Source organism: Streptomyces sp. NPDC030991, from assembly GCF_055571235.1.
Map to the genome: position 1 here is coordinate 287,982 of NZ_JBVIFR010000004.1, position 16,384 is coordinate 304,365.

Sequence of the window (16,384 nt, forward strand, 5' to 3'; positions counted from 1 at the left end):
TGCCCGATGCCGCCGCCGGTCAGCCGACGAGCGCGTCCGGCTTGCCCTTGCTGCGCGGCCGCTCCTCGACCATCTTGCCCCAGACGATCATTCGATACGTACTGGTGAATTCGGGGGTGCAGGTCGTCAGCGTGATGTAACGGCCCGCGTCGGTGAAGCCCGAACCCACCGGAACCGGGTTGATCACCGCGGTGTTCGACGGAGGCGTCTGCGGCAGAGCGCTCGACATCTTGTACACGTAGTACTTGTCCTGCGTCTCGACCACGATCGGATCGCCCGGCTGGAGCCGGTTGATGTACCGGAACGGCTCGCCATGCGTGTTGCGATGCCCCGCGAGCGCGAAGTTCCCCGTCTTCGCGTCGGGCATCGCCGTCGGGATGCTGTCCTTGTCGTAGTGCCCGACCATGCCCTTGTCGAGGACCTTCGTCTTGCTGATGCCCTCGGCGATCGGCACGACGACATCCAGCTTGGGAATGTAGAGGATCGCGAAGCCCTGACCTGGCTCGAACGAGTCCGGCTTGCCCTTGCCGTTCGCCCAGTCGTCCTCGAGATGGTGGCGCGCACTGCCCGCGAGGTTGTGGGCCCGGATGTTCGACCACCACAGCTGATAGGTCACGAACAGCAGCATCAACACCCCGATGCTGATGAAGACTTCACCGACCGCGCGGCTCACCATGACCCCGGCCGTGGGCTTCGCCGCCCGCGCGGCCCGCCGCGCCTCGACACGGCTCAGGGGCCTGCCGTCGCCGTCCTGGGCGTCCCCGGCGGCCTGCGTCACCCCTCGCTGGGGCTGCTCTCCCGCCCGCCGCCTGCCACCGCCGCCCTTCTTGGCGGCCTTCCTCCGTGCGGCCCGTCCCCCGGTGACGACAGGCGCCGCCGCCCCCGACTCCCGCGCGGACTCCTGCGCGGACTCCTGCTCCGCTCCGGACGCGCTCCGGGGCCGCGGCTCGGGCTCGACTATTCGCCGAGTGTCAGCGGTGCGCAGTGCCACCGTCTCGTCGTCCCGTACGGGGGCCTGCGGCGCGGGGGCGGGCGCTTGTGGCGCGGGGGCCGGGGCTTGTGGCGCGGGGGCTTGTGGCGCGGGGGCTTGTGGCGCGGGTACAGGTGCGGGTGCTTGTGGTGCGGCGGCGGCGCTCCCGCCGTACCAGTCCTGGGCGTACCCCTCGGGGTCGTACCACTCCGGCTCCAGCTCTGTCCGCTCCGGGGTTGGCCGTGGGGTCTGCCGCGGGGCCGCGTGCTCCGCCTCCTGCTGCGCGTCCGCCGCCCGGAACCACGGCGAGGGGTGCTGCCCCGGCAACGGGTCGTTCAGCGGGTCGTGGAGGCCCCTGACGGCATCCTCGAACCCGCCGGCGCCGTCCTGCTCGGGGCGCAGCGCGGTCACGCCGAGGCCCTGCCCACAACCGGCGCGAGCCCGGCCGACCGGCCCACCGCCTCCTCGTCCCCGCACTCGGCGAGCCAGTTCGCCAGCATCAGGTGCCCGTGCTCGGTGAGAACGGACTCCGGATGGAACTGCACGCCCTCGACCGGCAGTTCACGGTGGCGCAGGCCCATCACGATGCCGTCCTCGGTCCGCGCGGTCACTTCCAGCTCACCCGGTACCGTGCCGGGCTCGGCGGCCAGCGAGTGGTAGCGGGTCGCCGTGAACGGGTCGGGCAGCCCCGCGAAGACGCCCCTGCCCTCGTGCCGCACGAGCGAGGTCTTGCCGTGCAGCAGCTCGGGCGCCCGGCCCACCACGCCGCCGTACGCGACCTGCATCGACTGCATGCCGAGACAGACGCCGAAGACGGGCACGCCGGTCGCCGCGCAGTGCCGCACCATCTCGACGCACACCCCGGCCTGCTCGGGGGCGCCAGGACCGGGGCTGAGCAGCACGCCGTCGAAACCGTCCTGCGCGTGCGCCGTGCTCACCTCGTCGTTGCGCAGCACCTCGCACTCGGCGCCCAGCTGGTACAGGTACTGGACGAGGTTGAAGACGAAGCTGTCGTAGTTGTCGACGACGAGAATGCGGGTCCTACGGGTCTCGCGCGTACTCACTGGCCGTCCACCGTCACATCGTTGAAGGGCAGCAACGGCTCGGCCCACGGGAAGACGTACTGGAAGAGGACGTAGACCACGGCCAGGGCGAGCACGATCGAAGTCGCCGCCCTCAGCCACGCGTTCCCCGGCAGATGCCGCCAGATCCAGCCGTACATGCCGGTCGCTCCCTTTGACAGTCCCTCAACACCATCGCCGCACAGCATCAGCCGTCGCCGTACGCCACCAGACTAACGGCGCAACGCCTCCGGTTTCCCGGCCTCCACAGGCTGAGTGGCGTCCAGATGCGCCCAGACGATCAGCCGGTGGCTGTGCCCCCACTCCGGCTCGCACGTGGTGAGGGTCAGATAGCGGCCGGGCTCCGTGTAACCGGACTTGCGCGGCACCGGATCGATGACCGCGACATCACCGGGAAGCGTCCTGTACGGCTTCGTGTCGACGCGGTACGTGAACCAGGTCGTCCCGTCGGTCAGCACCACCGCGTCCCCGGGCCGCAGCCTCGGAAAGTCCTTGAACGGGTCCCCGTACGTGCGCCGGTGCCCGGCGACCGCGAAGTTCCCCTTCTGCCCGAGCCGGGCCGTGCCGGAGTAGTGCCCGAGCCCCTTCTTCAGGGTCCCGACCTTCGTGTCCTCGAGCACGGGCTTGTTCCACGTGAAACCAAGCCGCGGGACGTACATCACGGCGAACGGCTTCCCGTCCCTGTACGCGGCCGGCTCCGGCGGTGAGGAGTCCGCGGGGGCGCCGGGTTCGGCCGAGGGCGCCGCGGTGGCCACGGGCCGGCTCGCCCACTGGTCCTGGAGATCGTCGATCTGGTGGTCCATCGCGCTGTCGGCCTTCACGCCGGTCCAGAAGAGGACGTACACGACGAACAGCACGATCACGGCGCCGACGGTGATGCACAGCTCGCTCAGTGACCTGACGACGAATCGCACCGACACCGACGGCCTCCCCCGGCTCGGGTCCTACTGCACCGGCTTCGCGTAGTGGAGATCCACTGTGCCCGAGTAGGCGGGAAGAGTCACCGCCCCGTCGTCCTCGACTTTCCAGCCGAGCCCGTACGCGTTGACGTAGAGCATGTAGTTCTGGATCTCGGGGGAGGCCGCGACGGCCTGCTTGAGCTTCTCCGCGTCACCGACCGCGGTGATCTTGTACGGGGGCGAGTAGACGCGGCCCTGGAGGATCAGGGTGTTGCCCACGCAGCGCACGGCGGAGGTGGAGATGAGGCGCTGGTCCATGACCTTGATGCCCTTGGCGCCGCCGTGCCACAGGGCGTTCACCACCGCCTGGAGGTCCTGCTGGTGGATGACCAGGTCGTTCGGCTGGGGCTCCGGGTAGCCGGGAAGCTTGGCGGTGGCGTTGGGCGGGGCGTCGTCGAGCGTGACGGAGACGGCCTCGCCCTTCAGTTTCTTCGTCCCCGAAGCCTTCTCCAGGGCGTCCAGCTTCGCGTCCTCGGCCTTCGTCGACCCGTCGTCGCGCTCGGCCAGCGCCTCGACGTCATCACGCACCCCGCTGTTGCCCTCTTCCAGCTCCTTGTTCTTGTGGCTGCGCTCCTGAATGAGGTCGGAGAGCTTCAGAAGGGAGGCATCCGTACGGATATTGGTGCCCTTGGCCGTATTGAAACTGGTGAAGAAGATGAGCCCGGCGAGGGCGAAAACGCCCACAGTGAGCAGCCGCACGGGCCGGAAACGCCACCGTGCTGACCTGGCCTCGGGGCCTACGCCAGGGTCTTTGTCAGGGTCGGCAGAATTGCTCAACGTACCCTTATCTCCTTCGACGCCGCGGAAGCACTACGCTAACGGACGCCCGGGGGAGCGATCGGATTCCGCAGAACTTCCCCTTGTACCCTGCTCCGGAGCCAGCCCACGTCCCCTGCGCGGCCACGCAGCGCATCGACAGGAGAGACCCTCGTGCCGAAGTCACGTATCCGCAAGAAGGCCGACTACACGCCACCGCCGGCGTCGAAGCAGGCAGCCAATATCAAGCTGACCAACCGCGGCTGGGTCGCCCCGGTGATGCTCGCGATGTTCCTCATCGGACTCGCCTGGATCGTGGTCTTCTATGTGACCGACGGCTCCCTGCCGATCGACGCCCTCGGCAACTGGAATATCGTCGTGGGCTTCGGTTTCATCGCCGCCGGCTTCGGTGTCTCCACTCAGTGGAAGTAGCCACAGAGCGTTATCCACAGGCGTTTTCCACAGCGTGTTGAAAAGGTCAGACGATCTGTGGATAACCCCTCGCTCGTTGACGCCGGTGTGACCGGCGAGGTTACGCTCGACCATCTGTTCGCCCCTTGTCTCTCCTGGGAAATCCCAGGTCAGAGGCGAGGGGCACAGTTGTTCTCCACGCCATGCACAAGATCCGGCACACGCTGTGGACAACATCGGTCGTCATCGGTGGACGACCGGGCTCAAGTGAGCTGTCCGGTCCTGATCACGACGGTGACGAGCACGGCCAGGAGGAGCAGCGCGCAGCCCCCGTACTGCACCAGGGCGCGGTGCTCCCGCGGCGCGTGGATCATGGCGTACCCGGCGACGAGACCACCGGCCAGGCCGCCGATGTGAGCCTGCCAGGAGATACTGAAGGCCGGGTTGAACGTGAAGATCAGGTTGATGACCAGCAGGGCGATGATCGGCCGCAGGTCGTAGTTGAGCCGCCGCATCAGGATGGCCGTGGCGCCGAAGAGTCCGAAGATCGCGCCCGAGGCCCCCAGAGTCGCTCCGCTGGGGTTGCCGAAGGCATAGGCCACAGCGCTGCCCGCCAGGCCCGAGACGACGTACAGCGCCAGATAGCGGGCTCTGCCGAGCGCCGCCTCCAGGGGCCCGCCGAGCCACCACAGGCCGAGCATGTTGAACGCGATGTGCCACACCTCGTTGTGCGTGAACACCGTCGTCACCAGCCGGTACCACTCTCCGCCCGCCACGCCCTGGTCGGGCGTGAAGGGGGCGGGCGGCAAGGTGCCGACCAGCACGAGCCGGTCGAGGAGCGTGTCGCTCACGTGGACCGCGATGAACACCGCCACGTTGATCGCCACGAGGATCTTGGTCACCAGGCGGGGGTCCGCGGCGACCGTGCCCCCGGCGACGGTCCGCGGCCGAGCGGCGCGCGCCGGGTCACCCGCCCCGGACCCGCCGCGGACGCACTCGGGACACTGGAACCCGACCGGCGCGTCGACCATGCACTCCGGACAGATGGGCCGCTCGCAACGGATGCAGCGGATGCCGGTCCGCTGGTCCGGGTGCCGGTAGCAGCCGGGCAGATCCTGGGCGCCCTGCGGTTCCTGCGGGCTGCCGGGCGCCTGGTCCATGACGGTCGTCCCCTCGGGTGAAGCGGTCTCCTGGGCGGGCAGGCTCCGACGCCGTGCGGGCAACGCGGCGCCCCGCACCATCCTTACGGACGGGCGGGGCGGATTGGTTCCCTCGTGGCCGGGCCGGGCCGCCTCAGCGGGTCTCGACGACGACCGACTCGATGACGATGTCCTGGACGGGACGGTCCGTACGCGGGTTCGTCTGCGCGGCGGCGATGGTGTCGACGACCTTCTGGCCGGCCTCGCCGACGACCTCGCCGAAGATGGTGTGCTTGCGCGTCAGCCAGGCCGTGGGCGAGACGGTGATGAAGAACTGCGATCCGTTCGTCCCCGGGCCCGCGTTGGCCATGGCCAGCAGATACGGCTTGGTGAAGGCCAGGTCGGGGTGGAACTCGTCCTCGAACTGGTAGCCCGGGCCGCCCGTGCCGTTCCCCAGCGGGTCGCCGGCCTGGATCATGAAGCCACCGATCACACGGTGGAAGATCGTGCCGTCGTAGAGCGGTGCCTTGGACTTCTCGCCGGTCTCCGGGTTGGTCCATTCACGCTCGCCCCTGGCGAGCTCCACGAAGTTCTTGACCGTTCTGGGCGCGTGGTTCGGCAGGAGCCGGACCTCGATGTCGCCCTGGTTGGTCTTGAGTGTGGCGTACAGCTGCTCGGCCACGGCCTGCCTTCCGTCGTCTTCCATACCCCGGCGATCCTCCCACGGCTCAGATGAAGGCCGGAGGTTTCAGCAGCCCAAAACCGGTCTACTCGTAACCGAGGAGGCGCGCCTCGCCACGATCCGTGGCATTGTCGTCGCCAGGCTCTTTACCGCTGCTTACCAAGTCTTAACAAGCCTTACCACCGCATTGAGCTTCTGGCAGGCATGATCCGCGAAAGGGTGGAAAGGTGAAAAACCTGTACGCCACCGAGGAGGAGGATCCCGTGACCCGCATCGACAGCGTGCGCGCCGCGACCGGCTCGGCGAAGGACAGCGTGCTGCACGCCGCGGACGTGGTGGCGCCCTACGCAGAGACGGCCAAGGACCGTGCGACGCAGTACGCGCACGACGCGCGTGTCGTACTCGGCCCCAAGGTCTCGCAGGCCGCCCAGCAGGCGCGGGCCCAGTACGGTGCACACCTGGCTCCGCGTATTGAGCAGGCACGCACTCATGTCCCGCCGAAGGTCGACCACGCCGCGCATGAAGCGGCGGTTCGTACCCGCCAGGCCGCGCGGCAGGCCGCCGAGTATTCGAAGCCGCGCATCGAGCAGGCTGTGGCCTCGGCCCAGCCGGTGCGCGAGGAGGCGACGGCCCGCAGCGTCGCCGCACTCGCCGCACTGCGCGGCCAGGTCTCCCCGAAGGAGATCCAGAAGCTTGTCCGCAAGCACGAGCGCCGCGCCCGCGCGGGTCGCCTCGCCAGGGGCCTGGCGGTGCTGGGCATCCTGGCGGGCGGCGCGTTCGCCGCGTACAAGTGGTGGGACAAGCAGGCGAACCCGGACTGGCTGGTCGAGCCGCCGGCGGCCACCGAGGTACCTGACGGCGCTCCGCTGACCTCGGTCGACGGCACCGGCCAGGACGTCCTCGACCCGGAGGTGCAAGCCAAGCAGGCCGAGGCCGAGGCGGGCCCGGAAGAGACCCGCTGACCGCCGCGCGACAGGCACCGCACGGTTCCCGTGCACGACGAAGCCCCTCCAGCCAGGGAGAACCTGGCTGGAGGGGCTTCGGGCTGTGGAGCCTAGGGGAGTCGAACCCCTGACATCTGCCATGCAAAGACAGCGCTCTACCAACTGAGCTAAGGCCCCGAAACGGGTGCGTGCCACCGAAGGAATCACGCCTCTGGCGAGCACCGCAGACCAGAGTACCGGGTCTCCCCCCGGATCTCGCAAAAGGATTGGGGGTCCCGGCAAGCGACCACTCTCCGTAAGATGCCCCACGTGCTTCGCGGCAGCGAAGCACCGTATTTGGGGAAGCGATGGGGAGACGCAATGGACGCCGCACAGCAGGAAGCTACCGCAAGAGCCCGGGAGCTCCAGCGGAGCTGGTACGGAGAGCCGCTGGGGGCGCTCTTCCGTAGGCTGATCGAGGATCTCGGCCTCAACCAGGCCCGCCTGGCGGGTGTCCTCGGGCTCTCCGCGCCCATGCTGTCGCAGTTGATGAGTGGTCAGCGCGCCAAGATCGGCAATCCGGCGGTGGTGCAGCGCGTGCAGCTTCTGCAGGATCTGGCGGGTCAGGTCGCCGACGGCAGTGTCAGCGCCGCCGAGGCCACGGAGCGCATGGACGAGATCAGGAAGTCGCAGGGCGGGTCCGTGCTCACCAATACCGCTCAGACGGCGTCCGGTTCGGGTGCGCCGACCGTGAAGCGCGTGGTGCGTGAGATCCAGTCGCTCCTGCGCTCCGTCTCGGCGGCCGGTGACATCATCGAGGCCGCGGACTCCCTCGCCCCCACCCACCCGGAACTGGCAGAGTTCCTCCGGGTGTACGGCGCGGGGCGCACCTCCGACGCGGTCGCCCACTACCAGGCGCACCAGAGCTGACCCCGACCGGGCACAGCATGGGGTCCGGCTCCGTGACCGCCGCGTGCGGCGGCCGCGGGGCGGACCGGACGTCCTCGCGTGACGTCCTTGGGGGTCTTCCGCATCGCGGGCCCGAGGGGAGCGACGCACGACCATGGGTGAGGTCTTCGCCGGCCGGTACGAACTGGCCGACCCGATCGGACGCGGGGGAGTGGGCGCGGTCTGGCGGGCCTGGGATCACCGGCGCCGGCGCTATGTGGCGGCCAAGGTGTTGCAGCAGAGCGATGCGCACACACTGCTGCGCTTCGTGCGCGAACAGGCGCTGCGCATCGATCACCCGCATGTCCTGGCCCCGGCGAGCTGGGCCGCGGACGACGACAAGGTCCTCTTCACCATGGATCTGGTCGCGGGTGGTTCGCTGGCCCATCTGATCGGCGACTACGGGCCACTGCCGCCGCAGTTCGTCTGCGTCCTGCTCGACCAACTCCTTTCCGGGCTCTCCGCCGTGCACGCCGAGGGCGTGGTGCACCGCGACATCAAGCCCGCCAACATCCTTCTCGAAGCCACCGGTACCGCTCTGCCGCATCTGCGCGTCTCCGATTTCGGCATCGCGATGCGCAAGGGCGAGCCGCGCCTCACCGAGACCAACTACGTGGTGGGGACCCCCGGTTATTTCGCGCCCGAGCAGGCGATGGGCGCCGAGCCGGACTTCCCCGCTGACCTTTTCGCGGCGGGCCTTGTCGCGCTCTACCTCCTCGAAGGCGCCAAGCCGGACGCCAGGGCCCTGATCGAACACTTCGCGGACCACGGCACCCCGGGCGCCCCCGCGGGCGTCCCTGGGCCGCTGTGGAGCGTCCTCGCCGGACTGCTGCAACCGGACCCCGAGGCGCGTTTCCGTACGGCCACGGGGGCGCGCAAGGCGCTCCTCGACGCCGCGGAGCTGCTGCCCGAGCCCGGCCCCGACGATGAGTTGATCGAGGTCTTCGACCAACTCGGCCCGCTGCCGCCGGGGTTCGCCCCGAGCGGTCCCGCGGTCAGGGGCCGCAGGGCTCGCCCCCTGCATGCCACGGCGTCGACCCCGGTCATGCCCGCGCCGCCTGATTACGAGCCCGGCACCGGCACCGGCTCCGTCCCCCGGTCCGACTTCGAGGCCGGACACGGGTCGTCGTCGACCTGGCAGCCCGCGCCTGGGTCGGCCCAGCAGCCCGTATCGCGGCCGGAGTTGTGGCCAGAATCCGAATCGGGGCCGACTCGGCGCCCGAAGCCGGATCCGCAAACGGAATCGGGGCCGACCCCACAGCCGGATCCGGGTCCTGAGCCCGAACCGACCCACACCTCGATGCCGGAGACAGGCAGCTTCCACCTTCCGCCCCCGGCTCCCACCCCCACTTCCGCCTCCGCCTCCGCCTCCGTCGACGAGTGGCTTCCGCCACCACCCCCGCCACCGTCGGTACCGCCGATGCCGTCGGCCCACCCCGTCACCGCGATCCCACTGCCCGAGCCGCCTCGCCACCGGCCGCCGGCGCAACCGCCCGCGGAACCGGTGCACGAACCCCGGCCCCTCCCCAACACCCCTGTCTCCCACTCCCATGACCTCTCCCCGGCTCCCCACCCGGCCCATGCCCTGACGACTGTGGTCCCGTACGAACGGGGTCGTCACTCTCTGTACTCATCTCGCGCCCGAGAAGTTCCTCAGCAGAGCGAAGAAGTGCCTCGCCGCCGGCCAGGACCACCCCTGAGGGTGACAGTGCCGGTCCTGTTGATCGCTGTGCTCTGCTTCGCAGTGGGCATCTGGGCTCTGACGCGGGCCTGAGCGCGGCGGAGAGAGACTGGCTGGGCCGGGTGAGGTGCGCCGAGCCGGACTGGGCTGATCTGAGCCGGGCTCGGCTGAGGCTGGGCCGGGCGGGGCCCAAGCGGGGCGGGCCGAGCCGAGCCGAGCTGGGCCGAGCCGGACCGACCTCAACCGGGCGACCGGCCGAACCCGGCGACAGGATCTGCAGGATCTAGTGGCCGATCTCCGCCCGGACCCGCCGCACCGCCACGACCCGCCACACCCCGAGCCACAGCACCAAGGCGGTCCCCGTCCCCACTCCCGTCACTCCGAGCAGCATCATCCGGCCGTTCCCCGGCGTCGTGGACGAAGCCGTCGAGGAGGGAGAGGTACCGGACGAGCCCGCAGCAGACGCCCCGGCGCTGGAGTCACCCCCACCGGAACTCACGCCGCTGGGTGCCTCGCCACCAGGCCCTCCCCCGGCATCACCGTCTGCCGAGCCCGAGCCCGAGCCCTCCCAGACGGCGCCGCCTTCCCCCTGCTCGGCGTCCTCCCGGTCCTCGGCGGTGACCTGGAACTCCCCCGGATCCCGCACATAGTCGGGCGCCTGCCGTTCATCGCCGTCGACAGTCACCCGCAGCGTCAGCCCCGACTCCTTGTCCCCGAATTTTTCCGCCATCACCGGATTGACGGTGACCTTCAGGTAGTACCAGCCGGCCAGCCGCATCGCCGCCTGGTCGTCGCGCAGCAGATAACGGTTCTCGTACGCCACAGGTGGCAGCGGCGCGAACGCGGCGGACGTCGGATCACCCGCGTAGGACGCCTCCTTCGCCGCGACCGCGGCCCGCGCAGGGTTGTACAGCTCCATGTCGAGCGCGCCCGTCACGATCCCCCGACGTGACCCGTCCCCCGCCGAACTGCCCAGCTCCGCGTCGAGGAACAGCTGCTGCCCCCAGTCCACCGTCACCCGGTAGAAGCGGCTCTGCCCCGGCCGGACACCGTCCTTCCACACCCCGGTCCGCAACGCCACCGCGTCGTTGAAGCCCGTGCCTCCGATACGCCGGGCCGCCTCCGCCGTCGGAGGCTGCACCGAGGCAGACGGCCAGGCCCTGGGCCCTTCGGTAGGTGCCGCGGACACCAGCCCCGGTTCGGTGGCCACTCTCAGTTCGAGGCCCCACGCCTCCTGTGTCGCCTCGGCGTCCGCTTTCCGCTCCACGGCTACGTAGTACGTCCCCGCCGCCTGGCACCGCAGGGACCCTGCCCGTACGAGGCGCTCGGCGACGGCCGCGACGGGCCGGGGGTAGGCGCCGGAGCGGAACGTGGCGCGCTCGGAGTCGCAGCGGTTGCCGTTGCGATCCTGAAGCGTCACGGTGATGCCGTCCGAGGAGGCGGCCTTCACCCGGGGCCCGAGCGGGGGCACGGCGACCACGGATGCGTACGCGTTGGCGGCACCGTCCAATTCGACGCCGTAGTACGCGACGCCACTCATCCCGGTGCCGAGCGAACTCCGGTACGTACCGCCCGTCCTGAGCCGGGGCGCGTCCGTGCTGTTCTGCGCCCCGGAAACTCTCTGGGCGCCCTTGGCGTAGACGTACGGATCGGACTCGCCGGCCGCCGCTGCCGTCCCTGCCCCAGGCAGCACGAGCACCGCACACAGCCCGGCCCCGGCCGCGACCGCCGACACCCCTCGGCCCCGCCATTCCTCCACCAGCCGCCTCATGAGTCTCCCCATGGGGGGCCATCCTGCCGTTCCGGGGCGCGAACTGTCCGCCCTGCGCCGGAATCCCGCCACTCATTCACCGCTGTACGAAAAGGGCGTCGCCGCTGTGAACCCGGGCAGCACAAAGCCCCGGCCGCTGTTGCGACCGGGGCTTGCGAAGAGACTGTTGGCGATACTCACGAACCCGTGGGCACGGAGTCAGTCGCCTCCGTCCACAGATCCTGCTCGGCGCGATCCGCCTGGATCTGGCGGTACACGAGGAGCCCGCCGATGGCGGCCAGTGCGACCAGGAGAAGCTTCTTCACCGCGCGACCTCGTCTTTCCTTGACGTAGGGGACTTCTGGCGCCCGACTATACACACCGACCGATACCGATCGGTGACCTGGATCCCCCCAACTCCCGTCCGGAACAGAGCAGTAGAACCGGATGATCACACTCCACAGATCACCCCCCATCTCGCCCTGAAACGGTAGATTCTCCGTTCCAGGGCGTATTTCGGTCCTCTTACGTCCATCCGAGTGGTGTTCATCGGAAGATCGACGCGCCACGAGCGTCGGTCCCGCACTACCGACACCGCGTACACATCATGAGGAAAGTACGCAAATCGCCCAACCCGAAAGTGAGGGACCATGACCAAGAACCGGGTCATGACGCTGTGGACCATCGTCATCTCAGCCTTCATCGCGCTCTTCTCCGCGCTCGGACTCGTCGCCCCGGCCGCGGCGGCCGCCCCCGTCCAGCGGACGGAGGAAGCGCACAGCACCGCGGTGAGCGCCCCCGCCGCCACGTCGGCCCGTCCCTCCTGGACCTTCAAGAGGTCCCTGCCACCGACGATGAAGCAGCGCATCCGCGCCGAGGCCCACGGTTCGTCCCCCAGCTGCCGCCACCGCCCGCCGGCCGACGCCGAGCAGTCCGACAGTGACACCGCCCTGTCGACCGAGGCTCTGACGGCCCAGCCGTAGCCGGCACCACCGTCCGGTCAATGAGCAGGACACCAGCAGGAACAGCAGTGCCAGTACCGCCAGTACCACCAGCGATTCCAGCAGCACCAGTAACAGCAACACAGCACCAACAGCACCAACAGCACCAACAGCACCAACAGCAGTACGACGTACCCAGAACTACAGGACGTACCTAGATCCACAGGACGTGCTGAGCACTACAAGGACGCGCCTAGAGCTACAAGACGCTCCTAGTAGCAGCCACGTACCTAGCGGCAGCCAGCACACCAGCAGCTAGCTATCAGTAGCTGGCACAGACGAGCACAACCCAGCCGGCAGGCGGCAGGCGGCACCCGATCCGCCGCCCACGCAGGCCACACAGAGACACACCACGCAGAGACACACCGCACAAAGCCGCGTAAGCCGCATAGCCGCGTAAGAGACAGCCCCACTGACAAACGAGGCCCCAGCCAGCACTTTCGGCTGAGAGGGCCCTTTTGTCGTGCCCGGAGCCAGGCCAGCCGCGCCTCAGCAACCCGATCGGCGCCAACGTCGGCCATACACGTCAAAGACCCCCAGCCGGATCGACTGAGGGTCTTATCGCATGTGGGGCTAACAGGATTTGAACCTGTGGCCTCATCCTTATCAGGGATGCGCTCTAACCAACTGAGCTATAGCCCCGCCGCGCTCTGCGGTGTGTGTCCCGCGCGCTGACCTCTGAAGATTAGCGCACCTGGGGGCCAGTCCCAAAATCGATAGTCCTGGCCCGCCCACCAGCGGCGTTCATGAGCCGGTGGGACCGCTCACTCGTCCTCGGCGAGCGTGAGCTCGATGCCGCCGACGAAGCCCGCGGAGAGGTTGTAGATGAACGCGCCGAGGGTCGCGAGCGCCGTCGCCAGGACGACGTCGATGACCGCGATGACGGTCGTGAACATCAGCACGCGCGGCAGCGAGAGGAACGACTGGAGGTCGAAGCCGTTGGACTCGTTGGAGCCCGTGGCCTCGGAGAGCGTGCCGCCGACCGTCGAGAAGACGCCCATGGCGTCCATGACCATCCACAGCACGGCGGCCGCGATGATCGTGCAGATACCGAGCGCGATGGACAGCAGGAAGCTGACCTTCATCACCGACCACGGGTCCGCCTTGGCGACGCGCAGGCGGGCCTTGCGGGTACGCGGGGTGGTGCGTGCCCCGGTGCGTGGTCTGCGCACCGCTCCGGCCGGCGCGTTCTGGTACGCCTGCGGCGGGTGGTACGGCTGAGCCGTCTGCTGCGGCTGCTGCCTCTCTCCGGGCAGGGCACCGCCACCGTCCGCGTACTGCTGTGCCTGCGGACCTCGGGTGTCCGTCACAGTTCCCCCCTGGGATCCATGAGACTCGTACGAGTCCTTCGAGTCATGAGCGGGGCCACGGCCGCCCTCGGTTTCCTTACCGGTGGATGTTCCGGTAGAGCCTGCGCCCGTGGCTCCGCTCACGATGACTCTCTCCTCGTGCTACTCGGCCGGGGACTGCTCGCCCTCGTCCGTTCCGACGGCTGTCTCGTCCTGGGCCGCTACCTCGGTCTCGGCGCCGTCCGCGTCCGCGGCGTCACCGTCGACCTCCTCGGCCTCGCGACCGGCCTCGGCGTTACGAGCGATGCCGACGACGGCATCGCGCTTGCCCAGGTTGATCAGTTGGACGCCCATGGTGTCACGGCCCGTCTCCCTGACCTCGTTGACTCGCGTACGAATCACACCGCCGGACAGCGTGATGGCAAGGATCTCATCGGTCTCCTCGACCACCAACGCGCCCACGAGCGAGCCGCGGTCCTCCACGATCTTGGCAGCCTTGATGCCGAGGCCACCGCGACCCTGGACGCGGTACTCGTCGACGTTGGTCCGCTTCGCGTACCCACCGTCGGTGGCGGTGAAGACGAACGTACCCGGCCGGACGACATTCATCGAGAGCAGTTCGTCGCTCTCGCGGAAACTCATGCCCTTCACACCCGAAGTGGCACGGCCCATCGGGCGCAGTGCGTCGTCCGTCGCGGTGAACCGGATCGACTGCGCCTTCTTGCTGATGAGCAGCAGGTCGTCCTCGGCCGAGACCAGCTCGGCGCCGATCAGCTCGTCGTCGGAGCCGTCCGGCGTCTCACGGAGGTTGATGGCGATGACACCGCCGGAGCGCGGCGAGTCGTAGTCCTTGAGGGACGTCTTCTTCACGAGGCCCCCCTTGGTGGCGAGGACCAGGTAAGGCGCCGCGTCGTAGTCGCGGATCGCGAGGATCTCGGCGATCGCCTCGTCGGGCTGGAAGGCGAGCAAGTTCGCCACGTGCTGCCCACGTGCGTCGCGGCCGGCGTCCGGGAGCTCGTACGCCTTGGCGCGGTACACGCGGCCCTTGTTGGTGAAGAACAGCAGCCAGTGGTGCGTCGTCGACACGAAGAAGTGGTCGACGATGTCGTCTTCCTTGAGCTTCGTGCCGCGTACGCCCTTGCCGCCGCGCTTCTGGGAGCGGTAGTCGTGCGTCTTGGTGCGCTTGACGTACCCACCGCGCGTGATGGTGACGACGATGTCCTCTTCGGCGATCAGGTCCTCCATGGACATGTCGCCGTCGAAGGGCACCAGCTTGGAGCGCCGGTCCTCGCCGAACTTGTCGACGATCTGCTGGAGTTCCTCGCTGATGATCTGGCGCTGCCGCTCGGGCGAGGCCAGGATCGCGTTGTACTCGTTGATCTTCTGCTGGAGTTCGTCGTGCTCGGCGACGATCTTCTGGCGCTCCAGGGCGGCGAGCCGGCGCAGCTGCATCTCGAGGATGGCGTTGGCCTGGATCTCGTCGATCTCCAGGAGGCCCATGAGGCCCCCTCGCGCGATCTCCACGGTGTCGCTGCGCCGGATGAGGGCGATGACCTCGTCGATGGCGTCCAGGGCCTTCAGGAGGCCACGCAGGATGTGTGCGCGCTCCTCGGCCTTGCGCAGCCGGAACTTGGTGCGCCGGACGATGACCTCGACCTGGTGGGCCACCCAGTGGCGGATGAACGCGTCGAGGGACAGCGTGCGCGGTACGCCGTCGACGAGCGCCAGCATGTTGGCGCCGAAGTTCGTCTGAAGATCGGTGTGCTTGTAGAGGTTGTTCAGCACGACCTTGGCGACCGCGTCGCGCTTCAGGACGATGACCAGGCGCTGACCCGTACGGGACGACGTCTCGTCGCGGACGTCCGCGATGCCGCCGACCTTGCCGTCCTTCACGAGGTCGGCGATCTTCTGTGCGAGGTTGTCCGGGTTGACCTGGTAGGGCAGCTCCGTGACGACCAGGCACTGGCGGTTCTGGATCTCCTCGACCGCGACGACGGCGCGCATCGTGATGGAGCCGCGTCCGGTGCGGTACGCCTCCTCGATGCCCTTGCGGCCGACGACGAGGGCGCCGCTCGGGAAGTCGGGGCCCTTGATGCGCTCGATGAGGGCGTCCAGGAGCTCCTCGTGCGAGGCCTCCGGGTTCTCCAGGCACCACTGGGCGCCGGCGGCGACCTCGCGCAGGTTGTGCGGCGGGATGTTGGTCGCCATACCGACCGCGATGCCGGCCGAACCATTGACCAGCAGGTTCGGGAAGCGGGCCGGCAGGACGGTCGGCTCCTGGGAGCGGCCGTCGTAGTTGTCCGTGAAGTCGACGGTGTCCTCGTCGATGTCACGGACCATCTCCATGGACAGCGGCGCCATCTTGCACTCGGTGTACCGCATGGCGGCCGCCGGGTCGTTGCCCGGGGAGCCGAAGTTGCCGTTGGAGTCCACCAGCGGCATGCGCATCGACCACGGCTGGGCCAGGCGGACCAGGGCGTCGTAGATCGAGGAGTCGCCGTGCGGGTGGTAGTTACCCATGACGTCACCGACGACGCGGGCGCACTTGTAGAAGCCCTTCTCGGGCCGGTAGCCGCCGTCGTACATGGCGTACAGGACGCGGCGGTGGACGGGCTTGAGCCCGTCGCGCACGTCCGGCAGCGCGCGGGACACGATGACGGACATCGCGTAGTCGAGGTAGGAGCGCTGCATCTCCGTCTCGAGCCCGACGGGCTCGATCCGCATCGCGATGTCGGTGCCCTCTTCAGGGACGCTCGGGGTGTTCTCGTCGGCCATTGCTGGTGAAGATCCTTT

16 protein-coding genes and 2 tRNA genes are annotated in these 16,384 nt (G+C 68.9%); 5 read left to right on the forward strand and 13 right to left on the reverse strand.

Going from position 1 to position 16,384, the window contains the following annotated elements:
* Positions 1-19: 19 nt before the first annotated feature.
* The 5 genes from ACZ45E_RS09990 to ACZ45E_RS10010 form a co-directional block, all read right to left on the reverse strand.
* On the reverse strand, positions 20-1,381 hold the full coding sequence (locus ACZ45E_RS09990) for a class E sortase (RefSeq protein ID WP_468218758.1): 1,362 nt from the start codon (positions 1,379-1,381) through the stop codon (positions 20-22).
* Positions 1,378-2,034 carry an aminodeoxychorismate/anthranilate synthase component II gene (locus ACZ45E_RS09995; protein WP_468218760.1) on the reverse strand — a complete coding sequence of 219 codons (657 nt, stop codon included), beginning with the start codon at positions 2,032-2,034 and terminating at the stop codon, positions 1,378-1,380. The genes ACZ45E_RS09990 and ACZ45E_RS09995 overlap by 4 nt, the downstream gene beginning before the upstream one ends.
* The gene (locus tag ACZ45E_RS10000) at positions 2,031-2,192 is read right to left on the reverse strand and encodes a hypothetical protein (protein ID WP_468218763.1); all 162 of its coding nucleotides are present in this window, start codon (positions 2,190-2,192) and stop codon (positions 2,031-2,033) included. The genes ACZ45E_RS09995 and ACZ45E_RS10000 overlap by 4 nt, the downstream gene beginning before the upstream one ends.
* A 72-nt stretch (positions 2,193-2,264) precedes the next feature.
* Entirely contained in the window at positions 2,265-2,966 is a 702-nt protein-coding gene (locus tag ACZ45E_RS10005; RefSeq protein WP_468219199.1) for a class E sortase, read from the reverse strand.
* A 30-nt stretch (positions 2,967-2,996) separates the two neighbouring features.
* A complete protein-coding gene (locus ACZ45E_RS10010; RefSeq protein WP_468218765.1) occupies positions 2,997-3,788 on the reverse strand; it encodes a DUF881 domain-containing protein in 792 nt (263 codons plus the stop codon).
* Positions 3,789-3,941: 153 nt separating this feature from the next.
* Between ACZ45E_RS10010 and crgA the strand changes: the two genes are divergently transcribed.
* On the forward strand, positions 3,942-4,199 hold the full coding sequence (gene crgA / locus ACZ45E_RS10015; protein WP_356489939.1) for a cell division protein CrgA: 258 nt from the start codon (positions 3,942-3,944) through the stop codon (positions 4,197-4,199).
* Positions 4,200-4,441: 242 nt separating this feature from the next.
* Here crgA and ACZ45E_RS10020 read toward each other — a convergent pair whose 3' ends face one another.
* Both ACZ45E_RS10020 and ACZ45E_RS10025 read right to left on the reverse strand, forming a co-directional pair.
* Complete coding sequence (locus ACZ45E_RS10020; protein WP_468218767.1) at positions 4,442-5,338, reverse strand: rhomboid family intramembrane serine protease; 897 nt, start codon at positions 5,336-5,338, stop codon at positions 4,442-4,444.
* Positions 5,339-5,471: 133 nt separating this feature from the next.
* Positions 5,472-5,999 (reverse strand): peptidylprolyl isomerase, encoded by a 528-nt coding sequence (locus ACZ45E_RS10025; protein WP_468219202.1) that lies wholly within the window; start codon positions 5,997-5,999, stop codon positions 5,472-5,474.
* 263 nt (positions 6,000-6,262) lie between these two features.
* Here ACZ45E_RS10025 and ACZ45E_RS10030 point away from each other — a divergent pair, with 263 nt between their 5' ends.
* Complete coding sequence (locus ACZ45E_RS10030; protein WP_468218769.1) at positions 6,263-6,961, forward strand: DUF5324 family protein; 699 nt, start codon at positions 6,263-6,265, stop codon at positions 6,959-6,961.
* Positions 6,962-7,047: 86 nt separating this feature from the next.
* Here the strand turns inward: ACZ45E_RS10030 and ACZ45E_RS10035 are convergent.
* Positions 7,048-7,120, reverse strand: a tRNA-Ala gene (locus ACZ45E_RS10035).
* Between the two features lie 183 nt (positions 7,121-7,303).
* On the opposite strand from ACZ45E_RS10035, the gene ACZ45E_RS10040 reads away from it, so the two are divergent.
* Together ACZ45E_RS10040 and ACZ45E_RS10045 are read left to right on the forward strand one after the other, a co-directional pair.
* The gene (locus ACZ45E_RS10040; protein WP_468218770.1) at positions 7,304-7,852 is read left to right on the forward strand and encodes a helix-turn-helix domain-containing protein; all 549 of its coding nucleotides are present in this window, start codon (positions 7,304-7,306) and stop codon (positions 7,850-7,852) included.
* A 133-nt stretch (positions 7,853-7,985) separates the two neighbouring features.
* The gene (locus ACZ45E_RS10045) at positions 7,986-9,644 is read left to right on the forward strand and encodes a serine/threonine-protein kinase (RefSeq protein WP_468218773.1); all 1,659 of its coding nucleotides are present in this window, start codon (positions 7,986-7,988) and stop codon (positions 9,642-9,644) included.
* Positions 9,645-9,834: 190 nt separating this feature from the next.
* Here ACZ45E_RS10045 and ACZ45E_RS10050 read toward each other — a convergent pair whose 3' ends face one another.
* Complete coding sequence (locus ACZ45E_RS10050) at positions 9,835-11,334, reverse strand: hypothetical protein (RefSeq protein ID WP_468218775.1); 1,500 nt, start codon at positions 11,332-11,334, stop codon at positions 9,835-9,837.
* Between the two features lie 164 nt (positions 11,335-11,498).
* On the reverse strand, positions 11,499-11,627 hold the full coding sequence (locus ACZ45E_RS10055; protein WP_003999697.1) for a DLW-39 family protein: 129 nt from the start codon (positions 11,625-11,627) through the stop codon (positions 11,499-11,501).
* 324 nt (positions 11,628-11,951) lie between these two features.
* Between ACZ45E_RS10055 and ACZ45E_RS10060 the strand changes: the two genes are divergently transcribed.
* Positions 11,952-12,284: a DUF6344 domain-containing protein gene (locus ACZ45E_RS10060; protein WP_468218777.1), complete on the forward strand. Its 333-nt coding sequence runs from the start codon at positions 11,952-11,954 to the stop codon at positions 12,282-12,284.
* A 586-nt stretch (positions 12,285-12,870) separates the two neighbouring features.
* Here ACZ45E_RS10060 and ACZ45E_RS10065 read toward each other — a convergent pair.
* The 3 genes from ACZ45E_RS10065 to gyrA form a co-directional block, all read right to left on the reverse strand.
* A tRNA-Ile gene (locus tag ACZ45E_RS10065) sits at positions 12,871-12,944 on the reverse strand.
* 122 nt (positions 12,945-13,066) lie between these two features.
* A complete protein-coding gene (locus tag ACZ45E_RS10070) occupies positions 13,067-13,735 on the reverse strand; it encodes a DUF3566 domain-containing protein (RefSeq protein WP_468218780.1) in 669 nt (222 codons plus the stop codon).
* 18 nt (positions 13,736-13,753) lie between these two features.
* Positions 13,754-16,366 carry a DNA gyrase subunit A gene (gene gyrA / locus ACZ45E_RS10075; RefSeq protein WP_468218781.1) on the reverse strand — a complete coding sequence of 871 codons (2,613 nt, stop codon included), beginning with the start codon at positions 16,364-16,366 and terminating at the stop codon, positions 13,754-13,756.
* Positions 16,367-16,384 lie beyond the last annotated feature (18 nt).

Coding starts and splice junctions, on each gene's coding strand:
- ACZ45E_RS10040 (WP_468218770.1), top strand. CDS start 7,304: ATGGACGCCGCACAGCAGGAAGCTACCGCAAGAGCCCGGGAGCTCCAG.
- gyrA (WP_468218781.1), bottom strand. CDS start 16,366: ATGGCCGACGAGAACACCCCGAGCGTCCCTGAAGAGGGCACCGACATC.
- ACZ45E_RS10000 (WP_468218763.1), bottom strand. CDS start 2,192: ATGTACGGCTGGATCTGGCGGCATCTGCCGGGGAACGCGTGGCTGAGG.
- ACZ45E_RS10060 (WP_468218777.1), top strand. CDS start 11,952: ATGACCAAGAACCGGGTCATGACGCTGTGGACCATCGTCATCTCAGCC.
- ACZ45E_RS10050 (WP_468218775.1), bottom strand. CDS start 11,334: ATGGGGAGACTCATGAGGCGGCTGGTGGAGGAATGGCGGGGCCGAGGG.
- ACZ45E_RS10020 (WP_468218767.1), bottom strand. CDS start 5,338: ATGGACCAGGCGCCCGGCAGCCCGCAGGAACCGCAGGGCGCCCAGGAT.
- ACZ45E_RS10045 (WP_468218773.1), top strand. CDS start 7,986: ATGGGTGAGGTCTTCGCCGGCCGGTACGAACTGGCCGACCCGATCGGA.